The 18285-nt window shown below is 63.9% G+C and carries 16 protein-coding genes; 5 read left to right on the forward strand and 11 right to left on the reverse strand.

From position 1 onward, the window contains the following. Positions 1-301: 301 nt before the first annotated feature. From ACLV74_RS09860 to sucC, 3 genes are all read right to left on the reverse strand, one after another. Positions 302-1003 carry a TerC family protein gene (locus ACLV74_RS09860; RefSeq protein ID WP_411879217.1) on the reverse strand — a complete coding sequence of 234 codons (702 nt, stop codon included), beginning with the start codon at positions 1001-1003 and terminating at the stop codon, positions 302-304. A 124-nt stretch (positions 1004-1127) separates the two neighbouring features. Next, positions 1128-2021 carry a succinate--CoA ligase subunit alpha gene (gene sucD / locus ACLV74_RS09865; protein WP_411879218.1) on the reverse strand — a complete coding sequence of 298 codons (894 nt, stop codon included), beginning with the start codon at positions 2019-2021 and terminating at the stop codon, positions 1128-1130. An 18-nt stretch (positions 2022-2039) separates the two neighbouring features. Next, complete coding sequence (gene sucC, locus ACLV74_RS09870; protein WP_411879219.1) at positions 2040-3200, reverse strand: ADP-forming succinate--CoA ligase subunit beta; 1161 nt, start codon at positions 3198-3200, stop codon at positions 2040-2042. Positions 3201-3488: 288 nt separating this feature from the next. Here sucC and argC point away from each other — a divergent pair, with 288 nt between their 5' ends. Continuing rightward, positions 3489-4400 (forward strand): N-acetyl-gamma-glutamyl-phosphate reductase, encoded by a 912-nt coding sequence (gene argC / locus ACLV74_RS09875; protein ID WP_411879220.1) that lies wholly within the window; start codon positions 3489-3491, stop codon positions 4398-4400. A 108-nt stretch (positions 4401-4508) separates the two neighbouring features. On the opposite strand, the gene recX is transcribed toward argC, so the two are convergent. Further along, positions 4509-5000 (reverse strand): recombination regulator RecX, encoded by a 492-nt coding sequence (gene recX, locus ACLV74_RS09880; RefSeq protein WP_411879221.1) that lies wholly within the window; start codon positions 4998-5000, stop codon positions 4509-4511. Positions 5001-5053: 53 nt separating this feature from the next. After that, on the reverse strand, positions 5054-6196 hold the full coding sequence (gene recA / locus ACLV74_RS09885) for a recombinase RecA (protein WP_411879222.1): 1143 nt from the start codon (positions 6194-6196) through the stop codon (positions 5054-5056). A 202-nt stretch (positions 6197-6398) separates the two neighbouring features. On the opposite strand from recA, the gene ACLV74_RS09890 reads away from it, so the two are divergent. The 3 genes from ACLV74_RS09890 to ACLV74_RS09900 all read left to right on the forward strand — a co-directional run bounded on the left by ACLV74_RS09890 (position 6399) and on the right by ACLV74_RS09900 (position 9296). Continuing rightward, positions 6399-6881 (forward strand): MarR family winged helix-turn-helix transcriptional regulator, encoded by a 483-nt coding sequence (locus tag ACLV74_RS09890; protein WP_411879254.1) that lies wholly within the window; start codon positions 6399-6401, stop codon positions 6879-6881. Between the two features lie 108 nt (positions 6882-6989). Continuing rightward, the gene (locus tag ACLV74_RS09895; RefSeq protein WP_007870259.1) at positions 6990-7664 is read left to right on the forward strand and encodes a response regulator transcription factor; all 675 of its coding nucleotides are present in this window, start codon (positions 6990-6992) and stop codon (positions 7662-7664) included. Positions 7665-7889: 225 nt separating this feature from the next. Further along, positions 7890-9296 carry a sensor histidine kinase N-terminal domain-containing protein gene (locus ACLV74_RS09900; protein WP_411879255.1) on the forward strand — a complete coding sequence of 469 codons (1407 nt, stop codon included), beginning with the start codon at positions 7890-7892 and terminating at the stop codon, positions 9294-9296. An 18-nt stretch (positions 9297-9314) separates the two neighbouring features. On the opposite strand, the gene ACLV74_RS09905 is transcribed toward ACLV74_RS09900, so the two are convergent. The 6 genes from ACLV74_RS09905 to ACLV74_RS09930 form a co-directional block, all read right to left on the reverse strand. Continuing rightward, entirely contained in the window at positions 9315-11942 is a 2628-nt protein-coding gene (locus ACLV74_RS09905; protein WP_411879223.1) for a GcvT family protein, read from the reverse strand. 44 nt (positions 11943-11986) lie between these two features. Continuing rightward, entirely contained in the window at positions 11987-12844 is an 858-nt protein-coding gene (locus ACLV74_RS09910) for an EamA family transporter (protein ID WP_411879224.1), read from the reverse strand. Next, positions 12834-13406: a phosphonate degradation HD-domain oxygenase gene (locus tag ACLV74_RS09915; protein WP_411879225.1), complete on the reverse strand. Its 573-nt coding sequence runs from the start codon at positions 13404-13406 to the stop codon at positions 12834-12836. Before ACLV74_RS09915 ends, ACLV74_RS09910 begins: the two co-directional genes overlap by 11 nt. Continuing rightward, positions 13397-14815: a phosphonoacetaldehyde dehydrogenase gene (gene phnY, locus ACLV74_RS09920; protein WP_411879256.1), complete on the reverse strand. Its 1419-nt coding sequence runs from the start codon at positions 14813-14815 to the stop codon at positions 13397-13399. Before phnY ends, ACLV74_RS09915 begins: the two co-directional genes overlap by 10 nt. A 95-nt stretch (positions 14816-14910) precedes the next feature. Next, positions 14911-16152, reverse strand: a complete 1242-nt coding sequence (gene phnA / locus ACLV74_RS09925; RefSeq protein ID WP_411879226.1) for a phosphonoacetate hydrolase — start codon at positions 16150-16152, stop codon at positions 14911-14913. Beyond that, positions 16139-16960: a phosphonate utilization associated transcriptional regulator gene (locus ACLV74_RS09930; protein ID WP_411879227.1), complete on the reverse strand. Its 822-nt coding sequence runs from the start codon at positions 16958-16960 to the stop codon at positions 16139-16141. The genes phnA and ACLV74_RS09930 overlap by 14 nt, the downstream gene beginning before the upstream one ends. A gap of 190 nt (positions 16961-17150) precedes the next feature. Between ACLV74_RS09930 and ACLV74_RS09935 the strand changes: the two genes are divergently transcribed. Next, positions 17151-18200 carry a putative 2-aminoethylphosphonate ABC transporter substrate-binding protein gene (locus tag ACLV74_RS09935; protein WP_411879228.1) on the forward strand — a complete coding sequence of 350 codons (1050 nt, stop codon included), beginning with the start codon at positions 17151-17153 and terminating at the stop codon, positions 18198-18200. The last annotated feature ends 85 nt before the right edge of the window (positions 18201-18285 follow it).

An 18285-nucleotide genomic window follows, 5' to 3' on the forward strand; every position in this document is an offset into this window, starting at 1 on the left:
ATTCGCCGTGCATAAGCTAGCCGCTCTTTTTTTAATTGCTTTGTATTACCCGACGCCCGGTAACGGCCGTTTTGGCGCACCAGGCAGCCCCCGCCGGTTGTTTCGGCAGGTTACAAGTCCCCTGAATAAAAGGACATTAACAGACGGGGTGCGGCTGGACAAGGGACTTTTGCACGGCAACCGGACCGACTGTTGCAAATAAGTGGTTTTTCAGCCCATGCGCCAAAGCCCGCTCGACGCGGGCATGGAAAGGCATGTTTGGGGGCCCTGCCTCCGCCACGAGGAGGTGGGCCTGCGGGATTCAGGCGGAAGACGCCTTGTTCTGCCGCCGTTTGGTGAGGTAAGTGCCCAGCGCCACGACCAGCACTGCGCCCAGAATCCCGCCTATCGTCACCGTGTGCTCACTGATGGGGCCGAAATAAGACACCACGGCAGGGTCGGTCAGCAGCATTTCACCGGCCAGGAAACCGAGCAGGGCGGCGCCGATGGTGATGATGATGGGGAAACGCTCCATGACCTTGGTCAGCAAAGTGGCGCCGAAAATGATCAGCGGAATGCTGACCAACAAGCCCAGGACCAGCAGCGGCAGGTTGCCCTTGGCGGCGGCGGCCACGGCCAGCACGTTGTCCAGGCTCATGACCAGGTCGGCGATCAGGATGGTGCGGATGGCAGCCATCATGCCGTTGATTTCATGGCCCTCGCCGTCTTCGTCTTCCTCGCCCTTGAGCAGGTCCACGCCGATGTAGACCAGCAAAATGGCGCCTATGAGCTTCAGGTAAGGCAGGCTCAGCAGCTGGATGGCCACGATGGTCAGCACGATACGCATGACGATCGCCGCGGCGCTGCCCCAGAAGATGGCCTTGCTGCGCTGCTCGGGCTTGAGCGTGCGCGCCGCCATGGCGATCACCACGGCGTTGTCGCCCGACAGCACGATGTTGGCGAGGATGATGGAGCCGAAAGCGCTCCAGAAGAGAGGGGACGCGAGGTCCAGTCCGAAAAACATGGCTATCTCCTGTTATGAATGAAAAAAAGCGCCGGGCAGCGCTTTTTTTTGTTTTTTCGAGTTTAGCCCGGATGGGGCCGGGCGGCGTTCGTATTAATGCTTACGAATGCGGCCGCGGGGTGCCTTACAGCAGCGCCTTGAGCAGCTTGGCCATTTCCGAGGGGTTGCGCGTCACGGTAAAGCCGCAGGCTTCCATGATGGCCAGCTTGGCGTCGGCCGTGTCGGCGCCGCCGGAGATCAGCGCGCCCGCATGGCCCATGCGCTTGCCGGCCGGGGCCGTCACGCCGGCGATGAAGCCGACGATGGGTTTTTTCATGTTGGCTTTGCACCAGACCGCCGCCTCGGCTTCGTCCGGGCCGCCGATTTCGCCGATCATGATGACGGCGTCGGTGTCCGGGTCATCATTGAAGGCCTTCATCACGTCGATGTGCTTGAGGCCGTTGATCGGGTCGCCGCCGATGCCGACAGCACTGGACTGGCCCAGGCCGATTTCGGTCAGTTGCGCCACGGCTTCATAAGTCAGCGTGCCGGAGCGGCTGACCACGCCGATGCGGCCCTTGCGGTGGATGTGGCCGGGCATGATGCCGATCTTGATCTCTTCAGGCGTGATCAGGCCGGGGCAGTTGGGGCCCAGCAGCAGGGTTTTCTTGCCGCCGGCGGCTTCCTTGGCCTTCATGCGGTTGCGCACTTCCAGCATGTCGCGCACGGGGATGCCTTCGGTGATGCAGATGGCCAGGTCGAGGTTGGCTTCCACGGCTTCCCAGATGGCGGCGGCCGCGCCCGCGGGCGGCACGTAGATCACCGAGACGGTCGCGCCGGTGGCCTGGGCGGCCTCGGTGACGTTGGCGAAAATCGGGATGCCTTCGAAGTCTTCGCCGGCTTTCTTGGGGTTTACGCCCGCCACAAAGGCTTCACGGCCGTTCGCGTAGTCGCGGCACATGCGGGTGTGGAACTGCCCGGTCTTGCCGGTGATGCCCTGGGTGATGACTTTGGTGTTTTTGTTGATGTAGATCGACATGCTTGTGTTCTCCTGGGCTTACTTGACGGCAGCCACGATTTTGGTCGCGGCGTCGGCCATGGTGTCTGCGGCAATGATGGGCAGACCGGAGTCCGCCAGCATTTTCTTGCCCAGGTCTTCGTTGGTGCCCTTCATGCGCACGACCAGCGGAACCGACAGGTTCACGGCCTTGCAGGCGGTGATGACGCCGTCGGCGATGGTGTCGCACTTCATGATGCCGCCGAAGATGTTGACCAGGATGCCTTTGACATCGGGGTTCTTCAGCATGATCTTGAAGGCTTCGGTGACTTTTTCAGCCGTTGCGCCGCCGCCCACGTCCAGGAAGTTGGCCGGCTCGCCGCCGAACAGCTTGATGGTGTCCATGGTCGCCATGGCCAGGCCGGCGCCGTTGACCAGGCAGCCGATGTTGCCGTCCAGGCTGATGTAGGCCAGGTCGAACTTGCTGGCTTCGACTTCGGCCGGGTCTTCTTCGTCGAGGTCGCGGTAAGCGACGATTTCAGGATGGCGGAACAGCGCATTGGCATCGAAGTTGAACTTCGCATCCAGGGCCATGATTTCGCCCTTGCTGTTGCGGTTCAGGGGGTTGATTTCAACCAGCGACGCATCGGTCTCCATGTAGCACTTGTAGAGCTTTTGCAGGATGTCGACGGTCTGTGCCACGGAGTCGGCGGGCATGCCGATGCCGGCGGCGACTTCCCTGGCCTGGGCGTCCGTCATGCCGACCAGCGGATCGACAAACACCTTGATGATTTTTTCGGGGTTGGAATGGGCCACCTCTTCGATGTCCATGCCGCCTTCGCTGGAAGCGATGAAGGCCACCTTCTGCGACTCGCGGTCGGTCACGGCCGAGATGTAGTATTCCTTCTGGATGTCGGCGCCGTCTTCAATATAGAGGCGGCGGACTTTCTGGCCTTCAGGGCCGGTCTGGTGCGTCTTCAGCTGCATGCCCAGGATTTCGCCGGCAATGCGCTTGACGTCCTCAATGGTCTTGGCAACCTTCACGCCGCCGCCCTTGCCGCGTCCGCCCGCATGGATTTGCGCCTTGACCACCCACACCGGGCCGCCGAGCTTCTGGGCGGCTTCCACCGCTTCCTGCACCGTGAAGGCCGGAATGCCGCGCGGCACAGGCACACCAAAATTGCGCAAGATTTCCTTGCCCTGGTACTCGTGAATTTTCATGAAAAACCTTCAGAATTCAGTAAAAGAGGGGGTGCAACTGGGATTTGGGCTGGGCTATGGGGTGTCGGAAACAGGCCACACCGGCCCAAAAAACCACGTCGGCGGTCACTGCAGGCAGCAACGCAGAACTGTATCATGGTGCGACGCACAATTCTTGTGCCCGGCTTACACCCCTAAATGGGCCGAAATTGAGCGTGATGGGGTGTTTTGCGGGGCTTTTGAGCCGCTTCGCAATACCCGATATTTGCCTTATTTGCGTATTTCTATTGTCAGTACCTGGAAGTCTTCATGCCCAAAGTTTTTATTGACGGAGAAGCCGGCACCACGGGCCTGCAGATCCGCGAGCGGCTGCAAGCCATGCCGCAGATCGAGTTGGTCAGCATCACGCCCGAGCTGCGCAAGGATGCGGCCGCCAAGCGCGCGCTGATGGCGCAAGTGGACATGGTGATCCTCTGCCTGCATGACGACGCGGCCCGCGAATCGGTGGCCATGATCGATTCCCTGACCGGCAAAAAGCCCAAGATCATTGACGCCTCAACCGCACACCGCACCGTGCCGGGCTGGGTTTACGGCTTTCCCGAACTGACCCAGACCCAGCGCGCCGCCGTGGCTTCCGCCGACCGTGTCGGCAACCCGGGCTGCTACGCCACCGGCGCGATCGCGCTGATCCGCCCGCTGGTCGACGCCGGCGCGATACCCGCTGATTTCCCTTTGAGCCTTCCCGCCGTGAGCGGTTACTCCGGCGGCGGACGGCAGATGATCGAGGACTACGAGGCCGGCACCGCGCCGCTGTTTGAGCTCTACGGCCTGGGCCTGAAGCACAAGCACTTGCCCGAAATCATGAAATACACCGGCCTGTCACGTCGCCCGGTGTTCATTCCTTCGGTCGGCAACTTCAAGCAGGGGATGCTGGTGCAACTGCCGCTGCACCTGGACTTGCTGCCCGGCAAGCCGACCGGCACACAGTTGCAGGACATCCTCGCCAAACACTACGCCGGCAGCGAATGGGTGACGGTGCAAGCCGCGCCCGAGTCGGGCAAGCTGGACGCGCTGGCGCTCAACGACACCAACAAGATGGAACTGCGCGTGTTCGCCAACGAAGAGCACCGCCAGGCAGTGCTGGTGGCGCGGCTGGACAACCTGGGCAAGGGCGCATCAGGTGCCGCCGTGCAAAACTTGAAATTGATGCTGAATATATAGAGCCCCCACGCTCCCCACTTCGTGTGGTTCGCTGCCCCCCGAGGGGGCGCTGCGCCTGCGGCCCGGCAAAGCCGGTTCCGCGGCCCCTACTTGAAGGGCGGCCCAGCCTCAATCTTCATCGGCTTGCGACACAACACGGCGGATCACTTCCCCGCCAAAGCCCCGGGCCGCCAGAAAGCGCATCTGCTTGGCGCGGCCGGCCGCATCAGGCGCCGGTCCCTCGAACTTTTTGCGCCAGATCTCGCGAGCTCGCTCGAGTTCGCTGCCTTTCAGGCTGGCCATGGCCCCGGCCACCCGTTCCGCGCTGAGGCCTTTGCCCAGCAACTCACGCTTGATGCGCGCCGCGCCAAAACGCCCGGCGCGACGGTTGATCACCGACTCCACCACACGCGCCTCGCTGATGAAATCCTTGGCCTGCAGGTCGTCCAGCACCTGGGCCAGTTGCCCCGGCGTTTCTTCATGGGGCGCCAGCTTGCGCTCCAGCTCGGCGCGCGAATGTTCGCGCCCGGCCAGGTAACGCAGCGCGCGCCCCTTGAGCGAAAGGCCGAAACCCGCACGGGAGGCGGGTTTCGGGGGTTTGCGATCTGACGGTTTGTCCATGGTGTCACCGGGCCTGGGCCGCACAAGCACCCTCAGGCCGGGCTAAAAACCTCTCAGGCTACGGCCTTGGCAGGCTTTTCGGCCTTCTCGGCTTTTTCAGCCTTGGCCGGCTTTTCGGCCGGGGCATCTACGCTGCCCGCGACCTGCACCAGAGGGATGCCCAGCGATTCGCGCACCTTGTTTTCGATCTCGATCGCGAGTTCCGGGTTTTCTTTCAGGAATTCACGCGAGTTGTCACGGCCTTGGCCGATTTTTTCGCCGTTGAAAGCGTACCAGGCGCCGGCTTTCTCGACGATGTGGCCGGCCACGCCCAGATCCAGCACCTCGCCCAGGCGGCTGATGCCCTCTCCGTAGAGGATGTCGAACTCCGCCGTCTTGAAGGGCGAGGCCACCTTGTTCTTGACCACCTTGACCCGGGTTTCGTTGCCGATCACCTCTTCACCCTTCTTGATGGAGCCGATGCGGCGGATGTCCAGGCGCACCGAGGCGTAGAACTTCAGCGCATTGCCGCCGGTGGTGGTTTCGGGCGAGCCGAACATCACGCCGATCTTCATGCGGATCTGGTTGATGAAGATGACCATGCAGTTGGCCTTCTTGATGGTGGCGGTGAGCTTGCGCAGCGCCTGGCTCATCAAACGGGCCTGCAGGCCGGGCAGCGAGTCGCCCATTTCGCCTTCAAGTTCGGCCTTGGGCGTGAGCGCCGCCACCGAGTCGACCACGATCAGGTCCACAGCGCCGGAGCGGGTCAGGGAATCGACGATTTCAAGCGCCTGCTCGCCGGTGTCGGGCTGGGAAATCAGCAATTCCTGCAGGTTGACGCCCAGTTTCTGCGCGTACTGGATGTCCAGCGCATGCTCGGCATCCACAAAGGCGCAGGTGCCGCCCAGTTTTTGCATTTCAGCGATGACTTGCAGGGTCAGCGTGGTTTTGCCCGAGGATTCCGGGCCGTAGATTTCGACCACACGGCCGCGCGGCAGGCCGCCCACGCCCAAGGCGATGTCCAGGCCCAGCGAGCCGGTGGAAACGACCTGGATGTCCTCGATCACCTCGCCGTCGCCCAGCTTCATGATGGTGCCTTTGCCGAACTGCTTTTCGATCTGGGCCAGCGCGGCCTGCAAGGCCTTGGCCTTTTCGGTGTTCAGGGCGGCGCTTTGCACGGGGTTTTGGGCGGGATTCAGTTTGCTGGTCAGTTCCATGAAAAACTCCTTGAAAATCAATGATGTAAAACTTGTTGCCTGGGATTCCGGCCTCTGCTTTTAATCACAGCGCTGGATGCATGACCAGTACTTTATGGGCATCATTAAAATAAGTAAACCCTCTTTTTAGTCAGTTTGCCTGACTAATTGGGTTAGCATGGTTTTCATGGCTGAAACGACATCCATGAACCCTTCACCCCCCATGTCCAGCCCCTTCGGCGCCACCGAAGCCGGCTGGCGGCAAACCCACCTGGGCCGCCTGATGGGCCACGCGCTGCGCCGCTTTGATGAACGCGTGCTCTCGCTGATGGCCGGCAGCGTGGAGGTGCCGCTGGCGCTGTCCAATCTGGCGGCGCGCGACCAGGTCGGCGCCGCGCACATCCACATCACGCGCCACCTGGCCGTCACCGGCTCGCGCCTGACCGACCTGGCGCAAAGCGCCGGCATGAGCAAGCAGGCCATGGGCGACCTGGTCGACCAGTGCGAAGCCTGGGGACTGGTGACGCGCCAGCCCGATCCGCACGACAGACGCGCGCGCCGGGTGGTGTTCACCGAGTCGGGCCTGCTGTGGCTGGAAGCCTTTCACCAGGCGGTGCGCCAGGCCGAGGATGAATTTCGCCAGGCCGTGGGGCATGATGTGGCCACGGTGGTGGCGCTGGGGCTGGAGGCGTATGCAGGCGCTTGACCCCAGCCGGCGTCAGCAAACCTGGGATGACAAAAGCCTAAAATTTGCCGAAGAAGTAAAACACTGGTCCGCAGCGCTCTTGATGCGGACCGACCCCTGGAGACAACCATGCGTATTCTGATTGCCGAAGACGACCAGGTGCTGGCTGATGGCCTGCTGCGCACCTTGCGCGCCTCGGGCGCGGCGGCCGACCACGTGGCCAGCGGCACCGAGGCCGACGCCGCGTTGCTCACCAACACCGAATTCGATTTGCTGATCCTCGACCTGGGCCTGCCGCGCATGCACGGCCTGGAAGTGCTCAAGCGCCTGCGCGCGCGCGGCTCGGCCATGCCGGTGTTGATCCTCACCGCCGCCGACAGTGTGGAAGAGCGCGTCAAGGGCCTGGACTACGGCGCCGACGACTACATGGCCAAGCCGTTTTCGCTGCAGGAACTCGAAGCCCGCGTGCGCGCGCTGATACGCCGTGGCATGGGCGGCGCCAGCAGCACCATCAAGCACGGCCCGCTGGTGTACGACCAGGCCGGCCGCGTCGCCACCATAGACGGCCAGATGCTGGAGCTGTCGGCGCGCGAACTCGGTTTGCTCGAAGTGCTGCTGCAGCGCGCCGGCCGTCTGGTCAGCAAGGACCAGCTGGTGGAACGCCTCTGCGAATGGGGCGAGGAAGTCAGCAACAACGCGATCGAGGTGTACATCCACCGCTTGCGCAAGAAGATTGAAAAAGGGCCGGTGCGGATTGCGACGGTCCGCGGACTAGGCTATTGCCTTGAAAAGATCCCGGGTTAGCGCCTCTTGCTCCTTCCCCCGCTGGGGGAAGGTTGGGATGGGGGCTCGCGGCGTCCCAAACCTGAACTGCATGGGTTACCTACCACCGTCAGCCCCCATCCCTGCCTTCCCCCAGAGGGGGAAGGAGCAAAACCAGCAAGCCCTTGATTTGGAGCACCCCAGCCAGTGGCTCTAAGACTCTTCCAGCGCGAACGCCGCAGCCTCTTCGGCGAGATCCTGGACTGGATGCTCACGCCGCTGCTGCTGCTGTGGCCCATCAGCCTGGCGCTGACCTGGCTGGTGGCGCAGAACATCGCCGGCAAGCCTTTTGACCGCGCGCTCGAATACAACGTGCAGGCGCTGGCGAAACTGGTCGTGGTCAGGAACAACCAGGTGCAGTTCAACCTGACGGCGCCGGCGCGCGAAATCCTGCGCGCCGACGACACCGACCTTGTTTACTACCAGGTGGTGGGCACGCGCGGCGAACACCTGAGCGGCGAGCACGACCTGCCGCCGCCGCCCGACGAGGACAAGCCCACCAACGGCGAAGTGCGGCTGCGCGAAGACGTGATCCAGGGCGAGGACGTGCGCGTGGCCTACACCTGGCTCAAGGTGGACGTGAAAGGCGCGCCCGCCAGTTCGCAACCGGTGCTGGTGCTGGTGCAGGTGGCCGAGACGCTGGAAAAACGCAAGACGCTGGCCACCGAAATCGTCAAGGGCACCATGGTGCCGCAGTTCGTCACGCTGCCGCTGGCCGTGCTGCTGGTGTGGCTGGCACTGGTGCGCGGCATCAAGCCGCTGGCCCAGCTTGAAAAGCGCATACGCGCGCGCAAGTCCGACGACATGAGCCCGCTCGATGAAACCGCGGTGCCCGAAGAAGTGGCGCCGCTGGTGTCCTCCATCAACGATTTGCTGAGCCGGCTCAAGGTCTCGCTGACCACGCAAAAACGCTTCCTGGCCGACGCCGCCCACCAGCTCAAGACGCCGCTGGCGGGCCTGCGCATGCAGGCCGACCTGGCGCAGCGCGAGACCGACGCCGACGAGCTCAAAAAATCGCTCAAGCACATAGGCCGCGCCAGCATCCGCGCCACGCACACCGTCAACCAGCTGCTGGCGCTGGCGCGCGCCGAGACCACCGGCCGCAGCCTGGCCAAGCAGCACATCGACCTGGTGCACATCGTCTCGGAAGTGATGGCCGACTCGGTGCCGCGCGCGCTCGAAAAGCAGATCGACCTCGGCTACGACGGCCCCGACGCCGGTGAACAGGCGACGCAGCTCGAAGGCAACGCGACCCTGCTCAAGGAGCTCGTGCGCAACCTGCTGGACAACGCCATCAACTACACACCCGAAAAAGGCCAGGTCACGCTGCGCCTGATGACGGACCGCTTCAGCGGCGTGCTGGTGCTGCTGGTGGAAGACTCGGGGCCCGGCATCCTGGAGTCGGAGCGCGAGCTGGTGTTCCAGCCTTTTTACCGCGCGCTTGGCACCAACGTGGACGGCTCGGGCCTGGGCCTGGCCATCGTCCTGGAGATCGCCAAGCAGCACGGCGCAACGATTTCGATTGAAGACGCGGCGCTGGCGGGGCACCCGCAGACGCCGGGTACGCGCGTGACCGTGCGCTTCGTCGGTATGGACTTGCCTGAGGGCGAGTAAGGCGAGTAGTAAAAGCGCTCAGCCGGATTTTGCGGGCGGCCAGCGGTCGTAGAGCTTGACGCCCACGCGCTCGCCCCACAGTTCGATCTGCGCCGGCGTTCCGTCATGAGCCTGGTTGGCGCCGGCGCCACGCACATAGCCGAGCGCGACGCAGGCACCGGCCAGCGGGCTCCAGCCGACCGACGAAATCTCTCCCACCGATTGCCCGCCCAGCATGATGGCCTCGCCGCCCCAGGCAAAAGCGTCGCCCGTGTCAAACACCAGCGTCACCAGTTTTTTGCGCAAGGCAAGTCCCTGCGCGTTGAGCAGCGCCGCCTTGCCGATGAAGTTGGCGGGCTTGTCGAGCTTGACGCTGAAGGCCAGCCCGGCCTCCCAAGGCGTTTCGTCCGGCCCCAGTTCCGCCCCCCAGGCGCGCCGGCCCTGCTCTATGCGCAGCGCATCCAGCGCGTAGTAGCCCGCATCGCGAATCCCCAGCGGCCGGCCGGCTTCCATCAGCGCCAGGTAGACGTGGCGCGCCATTTCAATCGGCACATAAAGCTCAAAGCCCGGCCCACCCACATAACTCATGCGGGCCGCGCGCACGCGCGCAAAGCCCACGTCGATTTCCTTGGTCCACGAGAACTTCAGCGCCTCGGGCGACAGGTCGTCGGGGCTGACGAGCGCCAGCAACTCGCGGGCTTTGGGGCCCATGACCGACAGCACCGAATACATCGCCGACACGTCGGTCAGCACCGCATGCTCCGCCACACCGATGTGGCGCGTGATCCAGTCGAAATCGCGCACGGTCTGCGCCGAGCCGGTGATGATCATGAAGCGGTATGCCGGCGCCGGGCCGCCCCAAGCCGGCAGCGCCCCCTCGGGGGGCAGGGCGAAGCCTGTGGGGGCCATGTCTTCTTGCCGCATCACCGTGAGGTCGCTTTCAAAACCGCCGCGCTCGTTGAGCATCGCGGTGTAGACCATCTTGCCGATGGGAATGTCCATCTCGTTGGCGCACAGGCGTTGCAGAACGGCCAGCGCATCGCGGCCCTGCAGCAGGTATTTGGAAAACGAAGTCTGGTCGTAGAGGGCGACGGCCTGGCGTGTGGCTTGTTGCTCTTCAATCATCCACGGCAACCAGCCGGGTGTGTCAAGGGTGTAGGGAGGACGGGGAACCCTCACCCCCGCCCTCTCCCGCAAGCGGGAGAGGGGGTCATACCGGTCGCCGCCTGCAGGCTCCGGAACTTGCGATGTGGAGCCTGGGTCTTCGCTCCCTCTCCCGCCTGCGGGAGAGGGTTGGGGTGAGGGTGACAGCGGCTTGAAATAACTCGCCCGCTCCCACCCATTCTTGCTGCCGAACTCCGCCCCCTTGGCGGCCAGGATGTCATACAGCGGCGAGGTGCGCAGCGGCCGCGCCGTTTCCAGTTCCTGCCTCGGCCAGCGCATCGCGTAGTGCAGGCCCAGGGTTTCGCCGGTGCGCTCGGCGAGCGCCTTGCGGTTGCCGGTGAAGCTGCCGAAGCGGCGTATGTCCACGTCCCACAAATCGGCGCCGGGCTCGCCGCCCACAATCCATTCAGCCATCAGCCGGCCCGCGCCGCCGCTGTTGGCGATGCCGGCGGAGTTGAACCCCGCGCAGACAAAATAATTGCGCAGCTCGGGCGCTTCGCCGAGGATGAAGTTGCCGTCGGGCGTAAAACTCTCGGGCCCGTTGAGCAGCATCTTGACCTCGGCGGTCTCCAGGCAGGGCGTGCGGTGCAGCGCGGCCGTCATCAGCGGCTCGAACTGGTCCCAGTCCTCGTCCAGCAGTTCGAACTGGAAGGTGGACGGAATCGGGTCCATCTTCCAGGGCTTGGCCTGCGGCTCGAAGCCGCCCATCACCAGGCCGCCGACCTCTTCCTTGTAGTAGATGTAGCCGTCGGGGTCGCGCATCACCGGCAGCATGGGATGCACGCCGGGGATCTTGCCGGTGACGATGTAGAAATGCTCGGCGGAATACAGCGGCACGTTCACGCCCGCAAGCTTGCCGAACTGGCGCGCCCACTGGCCGGCGCAGTTGACGATGACTTCGCAGCGCACCTCGCCCTGGGCGGTTTTCACACCCACCGCCTTGCCGTTTTCAATGATCACGCCGGTGACCTCGATGCCTTCAACGATCTTCACGCCGCGATTGCGCGCGCCCTTGGCCAGCGACACGCACAGGTCCGCCGGGTTGGCCTTGCCGTCTCCGGGCAGCCAGATCGCGCCCTGCAAATCATCGGTGCGCATGATGGAGTATTTGTCGCCGGCTTCCTGGGGCGATATCTCGTGGCACTCCACGCCGAAGCTGTTGGCCATGGCGACCTGCTTGCGGAGTACCTTCATGCGTTCAGGGGTGCGCGCCACGTTGACGCTGCCGCATTGCTTCCAGCCGGTGGCAAGGCCGGTTTCGGCCTCCAGCGAGGCATAGAGCTCTATGCCGTACTGGCTCATCTGCGTCATGTTGCGGTTGGGCCGCATCTGGCCGACCAGGCCAGCCGCGTGCCAGGTGGTGCCGCTGGTGAGCTTGCCCTGCTCCAACAGCAGCACGTCGGTCCTGCCCATTTTGGCCAGGTGGTAGGCCACCGAGCAGCCGGCGATGCCGCCGCCCACGATGATGATCTCTGCGTGGCTGGGGAGTGTCGTCGGCGTCATGGTGCGGACCTCACATCAAAACTGGCAAACGCGTAGATCAGGGACTAGGCCAGCCTGATGGCCATCACGCCGCCCACGATGATGCAGGTGCCCGCAAAGCGGCGCAGCGTGAACGTCTCCCTGAGGAACCAGGTGCCGAGCAGCACGGCGAACAGCACTGAGGTTTCGCGCAGCGCCGCCACGGTGGCCACCGGCGCGCGCGTCATGGCCCACAGCGCGATACCGTAGGAGCCCAGCGAGGCCATCGCGCCGCCGGTGGCCACCGGCCAGCGGTGGCGCGCGTAGTCGGCCATGGCACGGCCGCGCCGCGCCATCATCAACAGGCCGAAAGGCCAGCCGTCGAGCAGAAACAGCGTGGCGACGTACTGCAGCGCGTTGCCGGAAGCCCGCACGCCCAGCGCGTCGACCACGGTGTAGATCGCAATGATGACCGCATTGGCGAGCGCGAAGCCGACCGCTTTGCGCGCATGCAGTGCATGGCGGCTCAGGCCCAGTACCAGCACGCCGCTGCAGATGCCGATGATGCCGGCCCAGGCCAGCGGGCTCAAGGTTTCGCCCAGCGTGAAGCTGGCCGACAGCGCCACCAGCAGCGGCGCCACGCCGCGCATCAGCGGATACGTGAGCCCCAGGTCGCCGTGCTTGTAGGCCTGCGTGGTCGCAATGTAGTAGCCGATATGGATCAATACCGAAGCGCCGATGAAGGGCCAGGCCTCCATCGACGGCAGCCCCACCATCAGCACCAGCGGCAGGGCCAGCACCGATCCGATCAGGTGGATCACCGCCATGTCCATGGACTTGTCGGCGCTGGACTTGACCAGGGCGTTCCAGCCCGCGTGCAGCAGCGCGCCGAACAGCACGGCGCACAGCACCGGCCAGGTGAGCGCCAGGATGTCAGGCGGCAAGCGAGGACTCTGCGGCGGGAAGGGCACAGCGCCGCGCGCGTGCCAGGTAATGCGCCAGCGGCGGCGTGGCCTTGTCCGCGTCCTTCGCCAGGTCGTCCCAGAGGCGCAGCTTCACAGCATCTTCAGCACCGGGCTGGGCGATGAAACGCGCGGCCTCATCGGCCGAGAAGATGCCACCCTGCAGCAGCAGGCTGCGCTTGGAGTCCGCCGAGAGGCTGGAATGGTAGCCGCGCCGTGCCGCGCACAGGTAGCGCTTGGCGTCCACATGCAGCTTGATGGCATCCAGCACTTCGTCGGGGAACAGGCCGCGCAGGAAAGGCAGCGCGCGGTACTGGTGCACATCGTCCACGCCGCGCAGCGAAGGCGTCTCGCCCAGGTCATGCAGCAGGTGCCCGAGGTCGTGCAGCAGGGCGGCGGTGACCAGCGCGTCGCTCGCGCCTTCTGCCTCGCCCAGCGCAGCCGTCTGCAGCGCGTGTTGCAGTTGCGTTACGGGTTCGCCGCTGTATTGTTCGCCGCCGCGTTCTTCAAAGAGATGCTCTATATCCGCAAAGGTCAAAGCCATGGTAAAGAGTAGGTTTTGAGGTTGGTGAAACTCTTGATTGCTTCCTGCACGCCTTCTTTATAGCCCAGGCCCGAGTCCTTGATGCCGCCGAAGGGCGTGAGCTCCAGCCGGTAGCCGGGCACCTCGCGCACATTGACCGTGCCGACGTGCAGTTCGCTGACAAAGCGGTTGATGTAGTCCAGCCGGTTGGTGCACACCGCGCTTGAGAGGCCGTAGGCCGTGCCGTTGGAGATCTGGATGGCTTCGTCGATATTCTTGAAACGGATCACCGGCGAGACGGGACCGAAGGTTTCCTCGCGCGCCACCGTCATCTGCGGCAGCACATGGTCCAGCAACGTGGGCGAATAGAGTGCGCCGCGGCGCTGGTTGCCGGCCAGCAGTTTCGCGCCCTGCGCCACCGCCTCGTTGACGCGCGACTCAAACAGCATCGCGGCCTGCTCATCGATGACCGTGCCCATGTCGTTGGCCTTGTCGGCGGGGTCGCCGTATTTCCAGGCCAGGGTTTTGGCCAGCACCTGCTCCACGAACTCGCCCGCCACCGCCTCATGCACCAAAAGCCGCTTGACGGCGGTGCAACGCTGGCCCGAATTTTTGTAGGAACCCTGCACGGCCAGCGTAGAGGCTTCGTCAATGTCGGCGTCTTCCATCACGATGATGGGATCATTGCCGCCCAGCTCCAGCACCACGCGGCGGTAGCCGGCTTTGGCGGCAATGTATTTGCCGATGGCCACGCCGCCGGTGAAGGTCACCAGGTCAACCAGCGGATTCGTGATCAACTCGTCGGCGATCTCGCGCGGGTCGCCCGTCACCACGCTGAGCATCTCGGGCGGCAGGCCCGCCTCGTACAGGATGTCGGCAAACAGGATGGCCGAGAACGGCACCTTCTCGGACGGCTTGAGCACCATGCGGTTGTTGGTCGCGATGCTGGGCACCACCTTGTGCGCCACCTGGTTCATCGGGTGGTTGAAGGGCGTGATCGCGGTGATGACGCCCAGCAGCGGCGAGCGGTGCGTGTAGACGCGGCGCTTTTTTCCGTGGGGCGTGAGGTCGCAGCTGAAGATCTGGCCGTCGTCCTTGAGCACCTCGGTCGCGCCGAACAGCAGCACGTCGCTGACGCGGCCGGCTTCATAGATCGCGTCCTTGAGGCACAGGCCCGCTTCGGCGGTGATCAGGTTCGCGACCTCCGACAGGCGCGACTGGATGATGGCGGCCGCGCGGTTCAGGATGGCGGCGCGTTCGTAGCGGGTCAGCTGCGGTTTGTACGCGTGCGCCATGGCGAAGGTGTCCCGCACTTCCTCCAGCGTGGCCTTGGGCACCGTGCCCAGCAACTTTTCGGTGTAGGGGTTGAACACCTCGATGACGCGGTCGCCGCTGCGGTCGGCGCCGACCTTGCGGCCCGCGAGGCGCATGGCGTTGAGCCGGTGGTCGCGGATGTAATCACTCGTCACACAACGCTCCTGGGTATTGCTCCCTCTCCCTCTGGGAGAGGGAATAAAAACAAGGCTCAGCCTTGCGCATAGTTCAAGGCCAGGTCAAAGGCATCGAAATTACGGAAGCGCCGGTTGCGGTCAAGCCCGGGCAGCTTGCGGTTCACGATCAACGGCACGCGCTGCTCGCTCATGCCGCCGTGGGAGCGCAGCGGCACTTCGAGCGCGGAGAGATCGTGGCGCGAAACCGAGGTGCCGATGACCGTGAAGCGCTCGGACACCGCGACGATGTCGCCGATGCGGTCGGCCGGGAGCTCGAAGCGCTCGGCCGCCTGCTCGCGCGAGAGCACCAGTTCCATGCCCTTGAGCGCCGCGAGCCGCTTGCGCGCCACCTCGATGTTGGTGCCCTCGGGCAGGTAGACGGTGGCAAAGGAACCCAGCGCGCCGTGGTGCACCACATAAGGATCGGTGATGGGCAGGATCACGCGCGCGATGCCGGCGCCCAGCCAGCCGTCGAACCAGTCCTGCAGGTAGATCACGTCGGGCGTGCCGTCCATGGCCACCTTGGCGTTCATGCCGTGGTCGGCCGTCAGCACGATCACGCAGCCCAGGTCCTCGAGCTGCTGCATGTAGCCGTCCATCATGCGGTAGAAGGAATTGGCGCCGTCGGTCCCGGGCGCGTGCTTGTGCTGCACGTAATCGGTGGTCGAGAGGTACATCACGTCGGGTTTGTACTTCTGCATGATCTTCACGCCGGCCGCGAAAACGAACTCCGACAAATCGGCGCTGTAGACGCTGGGCAGCGGCCGGCCCACCAGGCCCAGCACGTCCTCGATGCCGTTTTCTTCCAGCGTGGCCTGGTCGGCTTTTTCGGACGAAAAGCAGATGCCCCTCATCTTGTGGCCCAGCAGCTTGCGCAGCTTGTCCTTGGCCGTCACCACCGCCAGCGATTTCCCGGCGTCGGACAGCGCGGCCAGCAGCGTGGGCGCGCGCAGCCACTTGGGGTCGTTCATCATGACCTCGGTGCCGCTGGCGGTGTCGAACAGATAGTTGCCGCAGATGCCGTGCACGCTGGGCGGCGCGCCGGTCACGATGGAGATATTGTTGGGATTGGTGAAGCTGGGCACCACGCAGTCGCCCGTCAGGCCCGAACCCAGCGCCAGCGTGCGCTTGAGCCAGGGCATCTGGCCCGTGGCCACCGCCTGCGCCAGGTAGTCGGGCTCGCAGCCGTCGACGCAGACGACCACCGTGGGTTTGGCCGGCAGCTTGTAGGTCCTGCCGTTCACTTTCAAGCCGGTATTCGATTCAGCGTTTGCCACGTGAGGGCCCTTCCTTGGTTTTTTCTTTGTCTTTGTCTTTGGAGACGCCGGCGGTGCTGGAAACCAGCCTCACAGGTTTGGCGGGCTTGGCGGCCGCGCCGCCGCCCGCCGGGCCGGCTTGTTGTCCGGCTTGCCTACGCAGGTCGTTTTCTATCGTGCGTTCCTTGCTTTCGATCACGTGCTGGAACATCGCGCGGCCGGCCGCGTCGGCGTCGCCGGAGGCAATGGCCTTGACGATCAGCCGGTGTTCATTGGCCGACACCGGCATGAGCCAGCCGTCGGCGAGGTTCAGGCGCCGGAACAGCGAAAGCTCCTTGATGAGCTTGCGGTAGATCTCGGTCAGCTTGCGGTTGCCCGCCATCTCGACCATGCGGTCGTGAAAGGTCAGATTGAGCAAGTGATAGGCATGGGGGTCTTCGGCCTTGACCGCTTTTTCCATCGAATCAACGAGGGCCTTGAGTTCCTTGACTTCGGCGGCGGTGATGTTTTCCGCGAGCCGGCGGCCGACGAGTTCATCCATGGCCGCGCGCAAATCAAAAATCTCGACCGCCTCGTCGATGGGGATGTCGCGCACAAAGACGCCGCGGTTTTTCTCGGTGCGAACCAGGCCGGCCTCTTCAAGCATGCGGAAGGCCTCGCGCACCGGGCCGCGCGAGACACCCATTTTTTCCGCCAGCGTGGCCTCTATCAGTTTGCTGCCGGGCTCGTACTCGCCGGCAAGGATGGCTCTTTCGATCTCCTGCTGCACCACTGTGGTGAGGGAGCTGTTCTGGAGTTGCGCGATGGTGGGATGCAAAGCAGCGTTCATGCCCTGAATTGAAGCACAAAAATGTAGATTGTCAACAATCTGCAATAAACAATTGACAAGATAAGAGGGTCGGCGTTAAATAAAAAATGAGCTGGGTTGATATGGCCTGAACACAGGTCGCGTCATCGCAGTGTCACTGCCCCGACACGATGAAGTCACAACATTGCAGGTTTTCCACAAAGGATTTTTTATGCAACTGGCTACCCAACTCAAATCCCTGTCAAAGGCGATCGCCATTTTCGGGTTGCTCGCCGCCTCGGCCGGCGCCTTCGCCCAGAAAACCCAGTTGCTGGTGTACACCGCGCTGGAAACCGACCAGATCAAGGCCTACCAGGAGGGCTTCAACAAGGTCTACCCCGACATCGAAATCAAGTGGGTCCGCGACTCGACCGGCGTGATCACCGCCAAGCTGCTCGCCGAGAAATCCAACCCGCAGGCCGACACCATCATGGGCGTGGCCGCCTCCAGCCTGGCGTTGCTCGACAAGCAGGGCATGCTGGAACCCTACGCGCCCATCAACCTTGACGGGATCATGAGCCAGTACCGCGACAAGAAAAAAGTCCCCGCCTGGTTCGGCATGGACGTGTGGGGCGCCACCGTGTGCTTCAACACCGTCGAGGCCAAGAAGAAAAACATCCCCGTGCCCGAAACCTGGCAGGACCTCACCAAGCCCATCTACAAGGGCCAGATCGTCATGCCGAATCCCGCCTCCAGCGGCACCGGCTACTTCGATGTGACCGCCTGGCTCACGCTGTTCGGCGACAAGGACGGCAAGGGCGGCGGCTGGAAATACATGGACGCGCTGCATGAAAACATCGCGCAGTACACGCACTCTGGCTCCAAGCCCTGCAACATGGCGGCCGCCGGCGAATTCCTGGCCGGCATCTCGTTTGAATACCGCGGCAACGCCAACAAGGCCAAGGGTGCGCCGATTGACCTCGTGTTCCCCAAGGAAGGCCTGGGCTGGGACCTGGAAGCGTTTGCCATCCACAAGGGCACCAAAAAACTGGACGCCGCCAAGAAGCTGGCCGACTGGGCTTCCAGCAAGGACGCCATGATGCTGTACGGCAAGAACTTCGCGATCACCGCGCAGCCCGGCCTGGCGCCGCCGCTGGCCAATGTGCCCAAGGACTATGAGTCGCGCCTCGTCAAGATGGACTTCACCTGGGCCGCCGACAACCGCGAGCGCATCCTCAATGAGTGGACCAAGCGCTACAACTCCAAAACCGAGAAGAAGTAGCCCCCTGTCGGCGGCCTTTGGCCGCCGTCTCCCCCTCAGGGGGACGGCCGCTGTGGCCCGGCAAAGCCGGTTCCACGCGGCCGCT

This window comes from Polaromonas sp. YR568 (assembly GCF_943369415.1).
In the GTDB taxonomy this organism is placed as follows: Bacteria; Pseudomonadota; Gammaproteobacteria; order Burkholderiales; family Burkholderiaceae_C; genus Polaromonas.